The sequence below is a fragment of the Methanocaldococcus villosus KIN24-T80 genome (genome assembly GCF_000371805.1).
In the GTDB taxonomy this organism is placed as follows: Archaea; AGJL01; Methanococci; order Methanococcales; family Methanocaldococcaceae; genus Methanocaldococcus; species Methanocaldococcus villosus.
The window spans coordinates 171,272-186,418 of the sequence record NZ_AQUK01000001.1; the positions used below are offsets into that span (position 1 = coordinate 171,272).

16 protein-coding genes are annotated in these 15,147 nt (G+C 29.1%); 12 read left to right on the forward strand and 4 right to left on the reverse strand.

Features of this window, described 5'->3' with window-relative positions; translation table 11 throughout:
- Position 1: 1 nt before the first annotated feature.
- The 4 genes from porB to METVI_RS0100985 are packed head-to-tail and all read left to right on the forward strand — an operon-like array spanning position 2 to position 2,573.
- Entirely contained in the window at positions 2-889 is an 888-nt protein-coding gene (gene porB, locus METVI_RS0100970) for a pyruvate synthase subunit PorB (protein WP_004590102.1), read from the forward strand.
- Positions 890-897: 8 nt separating this feature from the next.
- Positions 898-1,383 (forward strand): 4Fe-4S dicluster domain-containing protein, encoded by a 486-nt coding sequence (locus METVI_RS0100975; protein WP_004590103.1) that lies wholly within the window; start codon positions 898-900, stop codon positions 1,381-1,383.
- A gap of 12 nt (positions 1,384-1,395) precedes the next feature.
- Positions 1,396-1,794: a 4Fe-4S dicluster domain-containing protein gene (locus tag METVI_RS0100980; protein ID WP_004590104.1), complete on the forward strand. Its 399-nt coding sequence runs from the start codon at positions 1,396-1,398 to the stop codon at positions 1,792-1,794.
- A gap of 5 nt (positions 1,795-1,799) precedes the next feature.
- The gene (locus tag METVI_RS0100985) at positions 1,800-2,573 is read left to right on the forward strand and encodes an undecaprenyl-diphosphate phosphatase (protein ID WP_004590105.1); all 774 of its coding nucleotides are present in this window, start codon (positions 1,800-1,802) and stop codon (positions 2,571-2,573) included.
- On the opposite strand, the gene METVI_RS0100990 is transcribed toward METVI_RS0100985, so the two are convergent.
- Complete coding sequence (locus tag METVI_RS0100990; protein ID WP_004590106.1) at positions 2,545-3,825, reverse strand: single-stranded-DNA-specific exonuclease RecJ; 1,281 nt, start codon at positions 3,823-3,825, stop codon at positions 2,545-2,547. The genes METVI_RS0100985 and METVI_RS0100990 overlap by 29 nt on opposite strands.
- A gap of 17 nt (positions 3,826-3,842) precedes the next feature.
- On the opposite strand from METVI_RS0100990, the gene larE reads away from it, so the two are divergent.
- Positions 3,843-4,571: an ATP-dependent sacrificial sulfur transferase LarE gene (gene larE / locus METVI_RS0100995; RefSeq protein WP_004590107.1), complete on the forward strand. Its 729-nt coding sequence runs from the start codon at positions 3,843-3,845 to the stop codon at positions 4,569-4,571.
- Here larE and METVI_RS0101000 read toward each other — a convergent pair.
- Positions 4,544-5,701: an RNA ligase gene (locus METVI_RS0101000; protein ID WP_004590108.1), complete on the reverse strand. Its 1,158-nt coding sequence runs from the start codon at positions 5,699-5,701 to the stop codon at positions 4,544-4,546. The two genes, larE and METVI_RS0101000, sit on opposite strands and share 28 nt — an antisense overlap.
- 84 nt (positions 5,702-5,785) lie before the next feature.
- Here METVI_RS0101000 and METVI_RS0101005 point away from each other — a divergent pair, with 84 nt between their 5' ends.
- Genes METVI_RS0101005 through ileS form a run of 6 tightly spaced genes read left to right on the forward strand, consistent with a single transcriptional unit; the run spans position 5,786 to position 11,478 of the window.
- On the forward strand, positions 5,786-6,241 hold the full coding sequence (locus tag METVI_RS0101005; protein WP_004590109.1) for a hypothetical protein: 456 nt from the start codon (positions 5,786-5,788) through the stop codon (positions 6,239-6,241).
- 13 nt (positions 6,242-6,254) lie between these two features.
- Complete coding sequence (locus tag METVI_RS0101010) at positions 6,255-6,827, forward strand: zinc ribbon domain-containing protein (protein ID WP_004590110.1); 573 nt, start codon at positions 6,255-6,257, stop codon at positions 6,825-6,827.
- A gap of 13 nt (positions 6,828-6,840) precedes the next feature.
- The gene (locus METVI_RS0101015) at positions 6,841-7,509 is read left to right on the forward strand and encodes an RNA ligase partner protein (protein ID WP_004590111.1); all 669 of its coding nucleotides are present in this window, start codon (positions 6,841-6,843) and stop codon (positions 7,507-7,509) included.
- Between the two features lie 15 nt (positions 7,510-7,524).
- Positions 7,525-7,884: a DUF356 domain-containing protein gene (locus METVI_RS0101020; RefSeq protein ID WP_004590113.1), complete on the forward strand. Its 360-nt coding sequence runs from the start codon at positions 7,525-7,527 to the stop codon at positions 7,882-7,884.
- A 20-nt stretch (positions 7,885-7,904) separates the two neighbouring features.
- A complete protein-coding gene (locus METVI_RS0101025; protein ID WP_004590114.1) occupies positions 7,905-8,429 on the forward strand; it encodes a hypothetical protein in 525 nt (174 codons plus the stop codon).
- Positions 8,407-11,478 (forward strand): isoleucine--tRNA ligase, encoded by a 3,072-nt coding sequence (ileS, locus tag METVI_RS0101030; RefSeq protein ID WP_017980936.1) that lies wholly within the window; start codon positions 8,407-8,409, stop codon positions 11,476-11,478. The genes METVI_RS0101025 and ileS overlap by 23 nt, the downstream gene beginning before the upstream one ends.
- Here the strand turns inward: ileS and fucA are convergent.
- Positions 11,462-12,001, reverse strand: a complete 540-nt coding sequence (gene fucA / locus METVI_RS0101035) for an L-fuculose phosphate aldolase (protein ID WP_004590115.1) — start codon at positions 11,999-12,001, stop codon at positions 11,462-11,464. The two genes, ileS and fucA, sit on opposite strands and share 17 nt — an antisense overlap.
- Positions 11,994-13,940: a tRNA guanosine(15) transglycosylase TgtA gene (tgtA, locus tag METVI_RS0101040; RefSeq protein ID WP_004590116.1), complete on the reverse strand. Its 1,947-nt coding sequence runs from the start codon at positions 13,938-13,940 to the stop codon at positions 11,994-11,996. The genes fucA and tgtA overlap by 8 nt, the downstream gene beginning before the upstream one ends.
- 76 nt (positions 13,941-14,016) lie before the next feature.
- Between tgtA and pscS the strand changes: the two genes are divergently transcribed.
- Positions 14,017-15,144 carry an O-phospho-L-seryl-tRNA:Cys-tRNA synthase gene (pscS, locus tag METVI_RS0101045; protein ID WP_004590117.1) on the forward strand — a complete coding sequence of 376 codons (1,128 nt, stop codon included), beginning with the start codon at positions 14,017-14,019 and terminating at the stop codon, positions 15,142-15,144.
- Positions 15,145-15,147 lie beyond the last annotated feature (3 nt).

The following is a 15,147-nucleotide window of genomic DNA, read 5'->3' on the forward strand; positions in this document are numbered from 1 at the left end:
AATGCAATATCCTAGAATTGAATTATTTGCTCCTGGACATAGAGGCTGTGCAGGATGTGGGGCAGCTATAATTGTTAGACAGATATTAAAAGTGGCAGGAAAAGATACAATAGTAACTACTCCTACTGGATGTTTAGAAGTTTTTTCCACACCATACCCAGAAACTTCTTGGAAAGTGCCTTGGATACATGTTGCATTTGAATGTGCAGGAGCTGTAGCTAGTGGGATAGAATCTGCTATAAAAGTTCTGAAAAGAAAAAGAGGAAAATTTAAAGATAGAAAAATAAATGTTATAGCAATAGGTGGGGATGGAGGGACAGCAGATATAGGTTTTCAGTCTTTGAGTGGAGCTATGGAAAGAGGGCATAATATATTATATATTATGTATGATAATGAAGCATATATGAACACAGGAATTCAGAGAAGTTCTGCTACTCCACTATATGCTTCAACAACAACAACTCCTGCAGGAAAAATTAGTAAAGGAGAAGATAGACCTAAAAAAGATATGGCTATGATAATGGCAGCTCATGGAGTTCCTTATGTCGCCACAGCTTGTGTTTCTTATCCAGATGATCTTATGAGAAAAGTAAAAAAAGCACTATCTATAGAAGGTCCAAAGTTTATTCATGTACTTCAACCATGTACAACTGGTTGGGGTTTTCCTCCAGAAAAAACTATTGAAATAGGTAGATTAGCTGTAGAAACTGGAGTGTTTCCATTGTATGAAATAGAGTATGGAGAGTTTAGATTAACATATAGACCAGCTAAAAGAAAACCAGTTAAAGAATATATAAGAGCCCAAAAGAGATATAGGCATTTAACTGATGAAGATATTGAGAGATTACAAAAATATATTGATGAAAAATGCAAACTATTAGGTTTATAGGTGATTAGATGAAAAAAGTAATGATGACAAATTTTCTATGTGATAACTGTGGAGATTGTGTAAGAGCTTGTATGGAAGTTAATAAAGTTTCAAGAATATATATAATTGAAAAAGATAAAAAATTTGTTCCAATAGTTTGTCAGCACTGTGCATCAGCTCCATGTAAAGAAGTTTGCCCTGTTAATGCCATCTATCATGAAAATTCTGTTGTCAAGTTAGATCTTGATAAATGTATAGGCTGTGGATTGTGTGCATTAGCTTGTCCATTTGGAGCTATAGTTATTGATGATAAGGCATATAAATGTGTATTATGTAAAGAAACCGCATGTGTTAAAGCATGTTCAAAAGGTTGTTTAGAGATTGTTGAGGTTAATGATATTATTAATTTAAGAAAAGAAAAAGCTTCTGAATTGTTTGTAAAAATAAAAGTTAATGGTAGTAAGAAAGGAGAAATAATAGATAAGATAGTAGCTAATGCAAAGATTCAGATCTAATTTGGTGAAGAGATGATAGATATTAAGAAATGTGTGGGATGTAGAAGATGTGAAATGAGTTGTCCAATAAATGGGATAATATTTTTGGATTATCCAATAAAATGTTTTCACTGTGAAAAAGCTCCTTGTTTAGAAGTTTGCCCAGAAAATGCAATTGAAAGGATAAATAATAAGGTAGTAATTATTAAAGATAAATGTATAGGCTGTGGATTGTGTGCATTAGCTTGTCCATTTGGAGCTATAAGAATGGGAAAAGTTGCTATGAAATGTAATGGATGTTACAAGTTGGAGAAGGAGATATGTAAAACAGTATGCCCTACAGGAGCTATTAACGATTTAGAAAATATAATTAATGAAAAATTAAAAATGAGTAACGAAAGATATAGAATAATACACCTATACAGTAGGTAAAGTTTATGAGCATTCTAGAAGCTATTGTTCTAAGTTTTGTTGAAGGCCTAACAGAATTTCTTCCAATATCTTCAACAGCCCATCTCATAGTTGTATCTTACTTTCTACATTTACCTCAAAATAGTATTAATATTAATTTTGAAATTACTATACAATTAGCTGCCATCTTAGCTGTTATTTTTTTATATAATAAAAAACTCTATTATGATTTAGAGATATGGAAAAAGGTTGTTATTTCATTCATCCCTATAGCTATATTAGGCTTTCTATTCCATAAACAGATTTATAAACTTTTTAATATTTACATTGTAGCCTTAGCATTTATTATTGGTGGTTTAGCATTTATAATAATAGAGAAGTTTTATAAAGTGGAGTGTAAAATAAATAGTTTGGAGAAAGTTGATTATAAAAGAGCATTAATTATTGGATTATTTCAATGTCTAGCCCTAATTCCTGGAACTTCAAGATCAGGAGCTACAATAATTGGTGGAATGTTATTAAAATTAGATAGAAAAACTGCTACTGAATTTTCCTTCCTTTCAGCAATACCTGTTATGTTATCAGCAACAATTTTTAGTTTATACAAAAATATTGATAAAATTGGAAATTCAGACATTACAGTGCTAATAATAGGCTTTTTTATGTCATTTATAACTGCAATCTTTTCTGTAAGATGGTTATTAAATTATGTAAGAACACATAATTTTATTCCATTTGGAATATATAGAATAATATTTGGGCTATTTTTACTTATCCTTTACTCAACTGCCCTCCAATAATTTCATCAACTCTTTTTAAAAATTCCTCAATTTTATCTTTTGGTATAGTTGCTCCTGCAGCAATATTATGCCCTCCTCCAGATCCATCAAACTCTTTAGCTACTGCCATAGCCTCATTTAAATCTAAACCCCTTTCAATAAGCTCTTTATTTCCCCTAGCAGAGAATTTAGCTATATCTCCTTCTATATAGTATCCAATAACAGGTTTATCTTCAGCTAAAATACTTGCTATAATCCCAATAAAACCCTTTTTTCCTTCAAAATAGTAAATATTTTTTAATTTTCTAAGTTTTGTTTCTTTTATTTCTTTTATTAACTTCTTTTTATACTCCCACAATATTTCATACCCTCTCTCTATGCATTTATCATCTTCTAACCCTATTCCAATACCCACACCAAACAAACCATGCCTACCTACAGAATTTAACATCTCTGATAGTAAAAATGCATCTTTAACTTTATGATTTATAATAATCCTATTAATTTTTAATCTATCAGCTTTAGGGTATTTAAATATAAGTGCTGATATTAACTTTTTACTTTCATCCCAAGTTAGCTCTTTCTTCTCTGGATCAATGTTTAAACTTTTTAAAAAATTGTATGCTTTTACTTCTGAAGCTAAATCTGGGATATAAGGTTTTGTACAATATGCAATAGCTTTGTAGAGTTCTATATTATACACATTATAAATTATATCTTCAAAGATTTTAATATGCCTATATTCTCTTGCTTCATTAACAATAAACTTATTTATCCCTAACAGTGGAGAATACTGCATATCTCCAATAATCCCCACAATAGCTAATCCACTTAAGTCATAATATTTATAAGCCCTTGCTAACAAATAACACATTCCACTAGCTGTGGCTTCCTTAGCCCCATCAATGCCAAATATATGAGGATTTAGCTGGATAATATCTTTAACATGAGTTTCCTTTATAGCTGGTGGGTGATGATCAATTATAACTCCTCTTATATCTTTATTTAAGAGCTCTTCTATCTGCCCACTACCCATGTCAGCAAATATATAGAAATATTTATTACTCAATTTATCAATAACATTTTTAGATAAGTGTTCAACAACAGTAATCTGAAAAAGCTTGTTCTCTCTCAACAAAAGCTTAGCCAATATACTCCCTGAGGATAGCCCATCAGGATCATGATGGGTTACAATTCTAACATACTTCTGCTCATTAATCCTCTCTTTAATATCCTCTATAACCTTTTCCATCTCTGTCAATTTCTCTAACAAACTTTCACCTGATTGTTATGATAAAGCTAGATAAATATAAGGGTAAAAAGATTATTGTAGCTTATTCTGGAGGTTTAGACAGTTTAGTCTTAGCAATACTGCTAAATAAAGTGGCTGACATTTTATGTGTTTTTATAAAAACCCCATATATATCTAACTATTCATTAAATAATGCTATTTATTATGCAGAGAAATTTAATTTAAAGTTAAATATAATTTATGTTGATAAGATAATTAAAAATGATGAAAATAGATGTTATTACTGTAAAAAGATGTTCTTTGAAATTTTAAATAATGAGAAGGAAAAGTTAGGTTATGATATGGTTGCTGATGGTACTAACTATGATGACATTTTTGAAGATAGGAAAGGTTTGAAGGCCAAAGAAGAGTTAAATATAATTTCCCCATTTGTTGAAGCTAAAGTTAGAAAAAAAGATATTATTGAATATGCTAAAAAATTAAATATTGATATTCCAAAGGATTCATGCTTATTAATGAGATTTCCAATAAATAGAGATATTAAGAAAGAAGATTTAAAGAGAATAGAGGAGTTAGAGGAATTTTTAAGGAAATTTTTATTTGGTGTTATTAGAGTTAGAGATTTTAAAGATTTTGCTGTAATTGAAGTAGATGACTTAAATTCTATTATAAAAAACAGAGAAAAAATTATTAATAAATTTAAAAAATATTATAAAAAAGTATATTTAGACCTTGAAGGTTATTCCCATAAAGCTCCTTCTAAGTAAGCCTTTATCTTATCTGAAGTTTTATTATAAACCTTACCAATAAGAACTTTTAACCTATCCTCCTTTCTCTCTATATTTTTAATTTTTATTATCATTTTCATCTTTCTCATAAAATCTAAAAACTCTGAAAAATCATTCTCTGAATCAAATATGAGCTCAAAGTCTTCAGTTATTCTTTCTCCTTTTGCTACTTTTTCTATAGCTTCAACCATTGGGAAAAGAATAGATTTTCCTATATCTATAGCCCTAATTTCTCTATCCTCTAAACACTCTCCAAATTCATAACTCATAAATCCTTCTCTAATTACCCTACTAAACATAAAATCTAAACCTAAATCAAAAAGGAAATAAAATGCTTCTTTTAAATCTTGACAATTGATAAAGTGTGTTGTATATTTTAATGGTTCAACAGACATATCAGGATCTTTTAAAACAACCCCTTCCCTTCTTTTATTATTTAATTCAATAATGATGTCTTTAATAACCTCATGAGCTTTATCTTTATCTACTATATCAATAGGTCTAACATGTGGAAGATTATAATTTTCACATAACTTCAATCTATCTTTTATTGGTAGTGATCTATTGTTCTCCCTTTCTTTAATATCAAAAATAAAGAATGCCAAATTTTCTACATCATTTTCAGCTTCTTCATAATAAAAGGGCACATATGGATTATTTTTTCCTATCATCTCCCCACATAACATATAATGTTCATATTCATCTAAGATTTCTAATTTTAGATATTTCTTAACCTTTTTTGTTGTAAATGGACATACATATCCACTTCTTGTTAATGCCAAAATTTCATCATCTATCTTAGCCACTCTAATGTTATATCCATTTAATTTTTCTTCTATAACAACTTTGTCTATAAAATGCTCTTTTATTGTTGGATAAAGTGTTAAAGCTCTATAAGTCTTTGGATAACCTCTAATAATATCTAACTGCTCATTTAATATTACCACTGTCCCCTTTTCTATGTTTTTAAAATTCTTCTTAAATAACAAATATCTGATATTTTTAAATTCATCCTCTCTAATAATTTTCTTTTTAAAAGCCTTATTTAAATCTTTTATTGAAATATTTAATTTTCTTGCAATATTTTCCAAGCTGTATGTTTTGACCATATTTTCACCATAAATATCATTAATGTTATAAACAACTAAGCTATTTATATATAATAAATATTTTAACTAATTTAATGTGGGATAATGAAAAGTAGGATAATTTTATTATTGGCCATACTCTTTCTCTGTGGCTGTGTTGCTAAGAAATATCCTGATGTGTTGTATCAAGAATATCATGTTGTTAAGGTAGAAAATTTAACTATAGGTAATCAAAAGACTGTAATTGTTTATCAGGTAAAATCTGAAATAAAGGAAAGAGCCAGCCCATATGATTTAGATGCTGATAGTAAAAGAGATATTGGGGCAATAGTATATTATGTTTTTAAAAATACGGATGCAGATGTTGTTCAAATAATTTGCTACTATGCAGGAAGTGGAGAAATGCAATTATATTATAAATTCAAAATAGATAGAAAAAATGCTAAACTTTCAGGAATATTGGATGCAAATGAAAATAATCTTTATGAAATGGCCTTGTTTTCATATTCAAAACTTAAATATCTTGGAGATCTTTGGATAAATACAAGATTGAAATGTTAAAAGGTGAAGCTATATGGGAAAAGTAGTTCCATTAACTGATGAAGAGAAGATGAGTATAGTTTCAGGTTTAAGAAGTTCAGTTCCTGCAACAAGATTGGTTACTTTAAGAAGATTACAAGATCTTGCCTCAAGAAAACCTGAAACTATATTATATTTAGATGCCTATGATAAGGTTACATTAAATGAGATTTTAACTCTTTTAAATCATATAGCAGAATATGATCCAGATGAGATTTTAAGAAGAGAAGCTGTTATAACCATGGAAGCTGTAAAAAAAGCCCTTGGATTTAAGTTCTCTGAAGTTATTCCTACTTGCACTAACTGTGGGAATCCTATTGATGTGGGTTGGGATTATTGTGTAAATTGTGGGGCTGAAATAGATAAGATGGAACTTGAAGACATAAAGAGATGTCCAAATTGTAACAAATACATTTTTGAAACTTGGAAATTCTGTGCTCATTGCAAATATAAGCTTAGAGAGGAGGAAGAAGTTATAACAAGATGTCCAAGATGTAAACGACCTGTTGATCCTGAATGGTTAGTTTGTCCATACTGTGGTTATAGGCTGAAAAGAGTAAATAAATAAATTTGTGATAATGATGCAGAAACAGAGATTTTGTATTGATACTAGTGCATTTACTGAACCTTCTGTAAGAAAGGCTTTAGGATTTAAAACTATAACAGAACTCACTGATAGATTATTAGATTTGATAGCTGAAGCAAGAATAAAACTTAATATCTCCTGCCATATTCCCTATCCTTCTGTATATAAAGAACTTTTAGGATTTTTAGAAAGTGAGAATTGTCCAAGAAATGTTATAGTTAAGGTAGATACATGGTTAATAAAAAAGACACCTAATAGATATGAGATAAAAATTCCCTCTGAAATATTTTATGAATATATAAAAGATTTAAGGGAGAGGATAAATAAAGGTATGAGGATTGGAGAAGAACATATAGTTAAATCATCTGAAGCTGTGTATGATTTAACAAAAAGACATCCAAATTTAAGTAAGAGAGAGATTATAAATAAGGTTTTATCAAAAACAATAAATACATTTAGAAATAAATATAGAAGTGCTCTAAGAGTAGGAACTTTAGATAGTGCTCCTGATTTGGATGTTTTGCTTTTAGCTAAAGAACTTGATGCTGCTGTTGTAGCCAGTGATGGAGGGATTGAAAAATGGGCACAGAGATTAGGTTTAAGGTTTGTTAATGCTGCAGACTTTCCTTTTATGCTTGAAGAATATTTAAGGCACTATAAATAAAAACACGGTGAAAATATGACTCTAATTTTAATTAGAGGGGATAGTTTTGAAAAATTAAAAAATGCTTTGGCTGATGTTGATAGACATGCTGATCTAACAATTATTGGAAAACCAAAAATTATTGTTCCTGAGGCTGCTGATGAAATATTAGCCACTATTTTAGGAGAAGTAAAAAAGCCCTGTAAAACTGCATGTTTAGCAAAAATAGCTGAAAAAGCCCCTAAGGCTATAGATAGAATAAGAAAGATTCATCCTCCTGCCCATATTGTTGTTATTAGTGAAAGATATGGAGAGATATATTATAAACTTTTAGATGACTTTCCAAAATTACCTGTTTTAAAGGGATATTACAAATCAAAGAAAAAGAAGAAATAATCTTAAGGGTGGTTTTTTATATGACATATCCAACATTAGTTGAGATAAAATTAGAAAAAGACAAACTTTTTGAAATTGGGGAAAATAAAGTTAATGAATTACTAAAAATTAGAACAAAATTAGAAACATTAAGAAAAAATAATGGAGATATTGATGAAATTATAGCATTGGAAGATAAAGAAAATCAGCTGATTTCTGAAATTTCTAAGATAGATTTAATGATAAAAATTTTGGAAATTGTTGAATTTATTATAGAAAGTGGATTATTTGAAAAATATTTAGACATTTTAGAAAAAAATATTGAATATGATGAGTTATTGGATATAGTTGTTAAAAATAATCTCTGTGTAAAAAAAACATGTTTAGAAATTTATAAAAGACTGGGATTAAATGATAAAAATATTTTAAAAAATATAGAAGCATTGGAGGAATGTGAAGAGGATCATGAAGAACCTACATATATTAAAAATATTATCAGGAGAATAAATAATTTAAAATCAAAAATATGTGATGAGGGAAACAATGAAAAAGGTAGGGAAAGTTAATTTTAGAGAGTTAGATAAAAAAATAAAGAAATTTTGGGAGGAGAATAAGATATATGATAAAGTTAAAGAGAAAAATAAGCATAATAAAGAGTTTTATTTTTTAGATGGACCTCCATATTGTTCTGGAAGAATACATTTAGGAACTGCTTGGAATAAGATCATAAAAGATACTTATTTAAGATTTAAAAGAATGCAAGGTTATAATGTTTTAGATAAAGCAGGATGGGATATGCATGGATTGCCTATAGAAGTTAAAGTTGAACAAGAGTTTGGTATTAAGAGTAAAAAGGAGATTGAAGAAAAAATTGGAGTTGAAAAATTTATTGAAAAATGTAAAGAGTTTGCATTGAAACATAAAGAAATAATGGAAAATCAATTTAAAAATTTAGGAGTTTGGTTAGATTGGGAAAATGCATATATGCCTATCACTAAAGAATATATGGAAATTGGATGGTGGAGTCTAAAGAAAGCCCATGAAAAAGGATTATTGGCAAAAGAATTAAGGGTTGTGTATTGGTGTCCTCGCTGTGAAACTGCATTGGCAGAGCATGAAGTTAGAGGGGAATATAAAGAGAGAGTAGATCCATCTGTATATGTTAAATTTAAATTAAAAGATGAAGATGCATATTTAATAATATGGACTACAACTCCTTGGACATTAGTGGCCAATATTGCAGTTTCTGTTCATCCTGAATATGATTATGCATATGTAAAATTAGAGAATGGAGAGAGATGGATTATTGCTAAAGAGTTAGTTGAAGATGTTATGAAGAAAGCTAAAATAGATAAATATGAAATAGAAAAGATTGTTAAAGGTAAAGATTTAGAATATAAAAAATATATACATCCATTATTAGAGGAAGTAGAAAGACAAAAAGAGTTTGCTGAAAAGGCACATTTTGTTATTTTAGGAGACCATGTTAGCCTAGAGGCAGGGACAGGATTGGTTCATACAGCACCTGGACATGGAGAAGAGGATTTTGAAGTGTGTAAAAATTATAACCTACCTATTTACTCCCCAATAGATGATCAAGGAAGATATACTGAAGGTAAATGGGAAGGAATGTTTGTTAAAGATGCTGATCCTCTAATAATTGAAACTTTAAAAGAAAAAGGATTATTAGTATATGCTGGGAAAATTAAGCACAGTTATCCACACTGCTGGAGATGTAAAACACCTTTATTGTTTAGAGCTACTGAACAATGGTTTTTAAAAATATCAAAAATAAAAGATCAAATAATTGAACATGCTAAAACAGTAGAGTGGATCCCAGATTGGGTAGAAACTAGATATATTAATGGAGTTAAGTATGTAGGAGATTGGAACATATCAAGACAGAGGTATTGGGGTATACCACTACCAATATGGGTTTGTGAAAAGTGTGGAAAATATATTGTTATTGGTTCAATAGAGGAGTTAAAAAATAGAATGATTAATAATGTAGAGATAAATGATCTACATAAGCCTACAGTAGATAAGATTATCTTAAGATGTGATTGTGGAGGAGAAATGAGAAGAATTAAGGATGTGTTAGATGTATGGTTTGATTCAGGATTAGCCCCATATGCATCAATAAATTCAAAAACTCTAAAAAAAGCTGATTTTATTACAGAGGGTAATGATCAAGTCACAAAATGGTTTTACTCCCAACATGCCTTATCAGAAATTGTTTTTAATGATGTCCCTTATAAAAAATGTTTAATGCATGGATTTACTTTAGATGAGTATGGAGAAAAGATGAGTAAAAGCTTAGGAAATATTGTAGATCCTGATGATGTTGTTGAAAGATATGGGGCTGATATTTTAAGATTCTATTTACTATCAGCTAATAAAGTTTGGGAGGATTTGAGGTTTGTTTGGAGTGAAGTTGATGATGTTTTAAGCTTATTCAACACACTATGGAATGCTTATGCATTTGCAGTTAATTATATGGTATTAGACAACTTTAAACCAGATGACAAGTATTTCAAATATCTAAAAGATGAAGATAGATGGATAATAAGTAAAGTTAATAGTTTGGCAAAATTAGCTATTGAAAACTTAGAAAAGCCATATTTCCATACATATACATGGGCTATTAAAGATTTCATTTTAAATGATTTAAGTAGATGGTATATTAGATTAATAAGAGATAGAACTTGGATAGAGGGAGAAGATAATAATAAGTTTTCAGCATATCAAACATTATATTATGTTCTTTTAAAATTAGCTAAAATTATTGCTCCTGTTGCTCCACACACCGCTGAAGCTATCTATCAGAATTTAAGAACTGATGATATGGAAGAGAGTATTTTTATGTATAGTATAGATGTAGATGAATCACTTATAGATAAAGATCTTGAAAAGGAAATGGAAATTGTTAGGAGTATAGTAGATGCTATTTATAGAGTGAGAGATAGAATAAAATATACATTGAGATACCCTATTAAAGAGATTACTATTACAGGAAATGAAGAAGTTAGAAAGGCTGTAGAAAAATTTGAGTATATTATAAAAGACCAAGGAAATGTTAAAGAAATAAAGTTTGGAGAAGTTAGTGGAAAATACATAATTAAACCAAATTATAGAGAACTTGGAAAGAGATACAAGAGTGATGTACCAAAAGTAGTAAATATATTAAATAACTTAGATGGGAAATGGTTGTTAGAAAAATTAAAAGAAGGTTCTGTAATTATAGATGGTTATGAGATTAAGCCAGAATATGTTGATATAAAATTAGAATTGCCTGAAAATATTGCTGGAGAAGACTTTGGAAGAGGAACAATATATGTAAATACAGAAATGACTGAAGATTTAATAAAAGAAGGGCTTACAAGAGAGATAATTAGAAGAATACAAGCTATGAGAAAAGATTTAGATTTGGATATTAATGATAAGATAAAAGTAAAAGTTGAAGGTATTGAGTTAGAAAATAAAGATGTTATAGAAAGAGAAGTTAGAGGGAAATTTGAAGATATAGAAGATTATGATTATATGAAAGAGTGGGAGATAAAAACACCAAATAAAAAAGTGCATAATGTAAAAATATATATTAAGGTTGAAAAATAAGTTTTAGGAGTGTTAGCTTGGCCATCTCTTCTAAAACTTCTACTTTTATATAAGCTGATTTTAAACTATCTCCTAAACACACAACTCCATGATTTTTTAATATAATAACATCTTCATCTCTTTTAGCTACAGCTTCAGCCAATTCTAAACTTCCAGCTTCATAGTAATCAACATACCCCACATTTAAAAATTTTCCTTCAGGAGTTAATAATTCTATTTTTTTATCAATTATTGAAAGGAAAGTTGAAATTAAAGAGTGGGTGTGTATTATAGCTTTAACATCTTCTCTATTCTTATATATGTATAAATGCATAAATCTTTCTGATGTGGGATTTCCTTTAATAACATTCCCATCAATATCCATTTCAGCTATATCCTTCTCTTTTAAAAAACCTAATATTGAACCTGTAGGGGTTAAATATATCTTACTCCCCTCTCTAACAGAAACATTACCTCCTGATCCTACTACATATTTTCTTTCATATAGGAGATGGCATATTTTTATAAACTCTTTTTTATTCATAAATTCCCCCTCTAACTTTAACAGCTAAGCCATTGTTAAACTCTCTCATTTCCACTCCATTTAAAATATTTGTTCCATAAGCTAGCAACTCATCATTTTCATTAACAACAATAACCTCCTCATAAGGCCTCAGCTCCTCATCAGCATCAACAATAAATTTTGCAAATACATTTCTTCCTTTTTTTACAAATGGTTCAGCTTCTTTATTTACTACCACTCTATATTTTGGAAAGGGGATTTTTTCCCATAAAAGTTTAGCCCCTAATTTAGAAGGGATCAAAAAGTTATCATGACTTCTAATGGAAAAGAGTAAATCTCCATTTTCATTTAATACTTTCCTCAACCTTCCTGTGTTCTTACTTCTAATAACTCTAACATTTACACCTTCTAATATATCATATCCATATTGATATTGAAGCATTTTCCTAATTCTATAAGCATTAGAATCAAAATCCTCAGAAAATAGGCTAGTGTAATAATTATAACTCCTTATATCTAAAATATTTTCCTCACCTATCTTTTTTCTTAACCAATTAATAAACTCCTCTATGAATCTATCATTAATATTTTTTTCAAAATCATATAACTCCGGAGCTTCATGCTGTGAGAGTGGGTATATAGTGTCTATATAGTATGGAATTAATCCAAAAATAGGATGTTTTATTAAAATATCTACATCTGTCTTCACAATATTGATATGCTCACTATATGGTCTTTCCACTTTAGAGGATATGTTAGTAATATAAACTTTATTATACTTAATTCTCTTTAATCTTTTTTTATGTCTTAATACTTCTGGCCTATAAAGTGATTCTATACCAGTATAAAAGAAAGCTGATTTTTTTGTAACTGGATCAAACTTCTCTATATACTCCATATAATTTTTTAAAATCCTATAAGCTTCTAAAAGCTTTGGATGAGCTCTAACTCTTTTTTCAACAAATTCCCATAATGATCCTTCTTTAATAGCCTCTTTTATCTTATTTATCTCTTCAAAAGTTACATATAAATTGTGTTCAGCTAATAACCTTTCTCTCTCTTTTTCATCTAAATTATAGAGTTCATTTGGTTTATATTCTAAACATACAGGACAACTACATGGAAATTCTTTAAGATCTTTCATCTCCTCTAAATGTAATGTTCCTGTCTCTGTTAAATATCTTCCATCTTTAGCATATAAAGAATATGCAGCAGAATCAAAAAGATCACATCCTAATAAAACTGCTAAAGAGAAAAACATTGGATGCCCACAACCAAATAGGTGAATTGGTTTATTGTTTGGTAAATACATTTTGGAATTTATTATTATTTCAACAACTTCTCTAAATCTATAGCTTTCCATTAGTGGTACAACAGCACCTATTGGGTAGATATCAAAGTTTAATTTGCTCATCTCTATAGCTGATTTTTTTCTTAAATCTAAATATGTAGAACCTTGAATTGTTCCATTTAATAATAACCTATAACCTCTCTCTTCCCTTAATTTTATAGCTTCTTTTGCTCTTCTTAATGTCTCTTCTAAATCTCTCTCAGCCTTTTCTTTATCAACATCTGGAGGGGTAGGAATATCTAAGATTGTTCCTACATCAACTCCTATTCTCTCTTGAAACTCTATAATTTCATTAGGCTCAACATCTATTTTTCCATAAACACTGAGTTGATAAGACCCACTATCTGTAACAACAATCTTATCAAAATTTAATAATTTATGCACTCCCAATTTTTCAGCAATTTCTCTTAAAAATTTGTTTTTATATATTATATATGAATTTGTTATAACTATATCAGCAAGTTTTTTTATAAAATCTATTGGAACACTCTGTTTTTTTGGATTTGGGTGCACAACAGGCATTATTGTTGGAGTTTCTATCTTCTTATTATTTATCTCTAATAAGCAAACCCTTCCCATCCCATCTCTATACTTTATTTCAAATCTCATATTATCCCTTTGAGCTTATTTATAACAAAAATTATAAATTAATTATATAATATAATTTAGCTTCTGGGTGATATGTTTGAATTTAGATAGGTATAAAAACTTAAAGAGGCAAAATAGAGAAACAATTAATTTAAATCCTATACAAAGAGGAGGAGTAATTCCTTCAGAGGCTAAAAAGGCAATATATGAATTTTGGGATGGATATAGTATTTGTGACTTTTGCCATGGTAGGTTAGATGAAATTGACAATCCTCCAGTAAGAGATTTTTTAAATGATTTATCAGAATTTTTGAATATGGATATAGTTAGACTAACCCATGGAGCAAGAGAAGGAAAATTTATAGTTATGCATGCATTATGTAAAGAAGGAGATTATATTGTATTAGATAAAAATGCTCACTATACAAGCTATTTAGCAGCAGAAAGGGCTAAATTAAATATAGCTGAAGTAGGATATGAGAAAGAGTATCCTATATATAAGATAGACTTAGAAAGATATAAAGAGGTTATTGATGAATTGGAGGACAAGAATAAATCTATAGGTTTAATTTTATTAACACATGTTGATGGGAATTTTGGTAATTTAAATGATGCTAAAAAGGTTGGAAAGATAGCTAAAAGTAAAGGTTATCCATTTCTCTTAAACTGTGCTTATACAGTAGGAAGAATGCCCGTAGATGGGAAAAAATTAAAGGCAGATTTTATAGTAGCATCAGGACACAAAAGTATGGCAGCTTCAGGACCAATAGGTGTGCTAGCATTTAATGAAGAGTTTTCTGAAGTGATTAAGACATCTAAAAGATATCCTATAAAAGAAGTAGAATTTTTAGGTTGCACAAGTAGGGGTTTGCCATTAATAACATTAATGGCTTCATTTCCTTATGTGGTTAATAGGGTTAAGTATTGGGAGGATGAAATTAAAAAAACAAGATATGTTGTTGATGAGCTTGAAAAAATAGGATTTAAACAGCTTGGAATTAAACCAAAAGAACATGATTTAATAAAATTTGAGACACCAATATTAGATGAAATTGCTAAAAGAGACAAAAGGAAAGGATACTTTTTTTATGATGAGTTAAAGAAGAGAGGGATTACTGGAATTAAGCCTGGAGTGACTAAAGAGGTTAAAATGAGTGTTTATGGTTTAGAATGGGAGCAAGTTGAATACGTTGTTAATGCCATAAAAGAAATAGTTAATAGGTGAGCT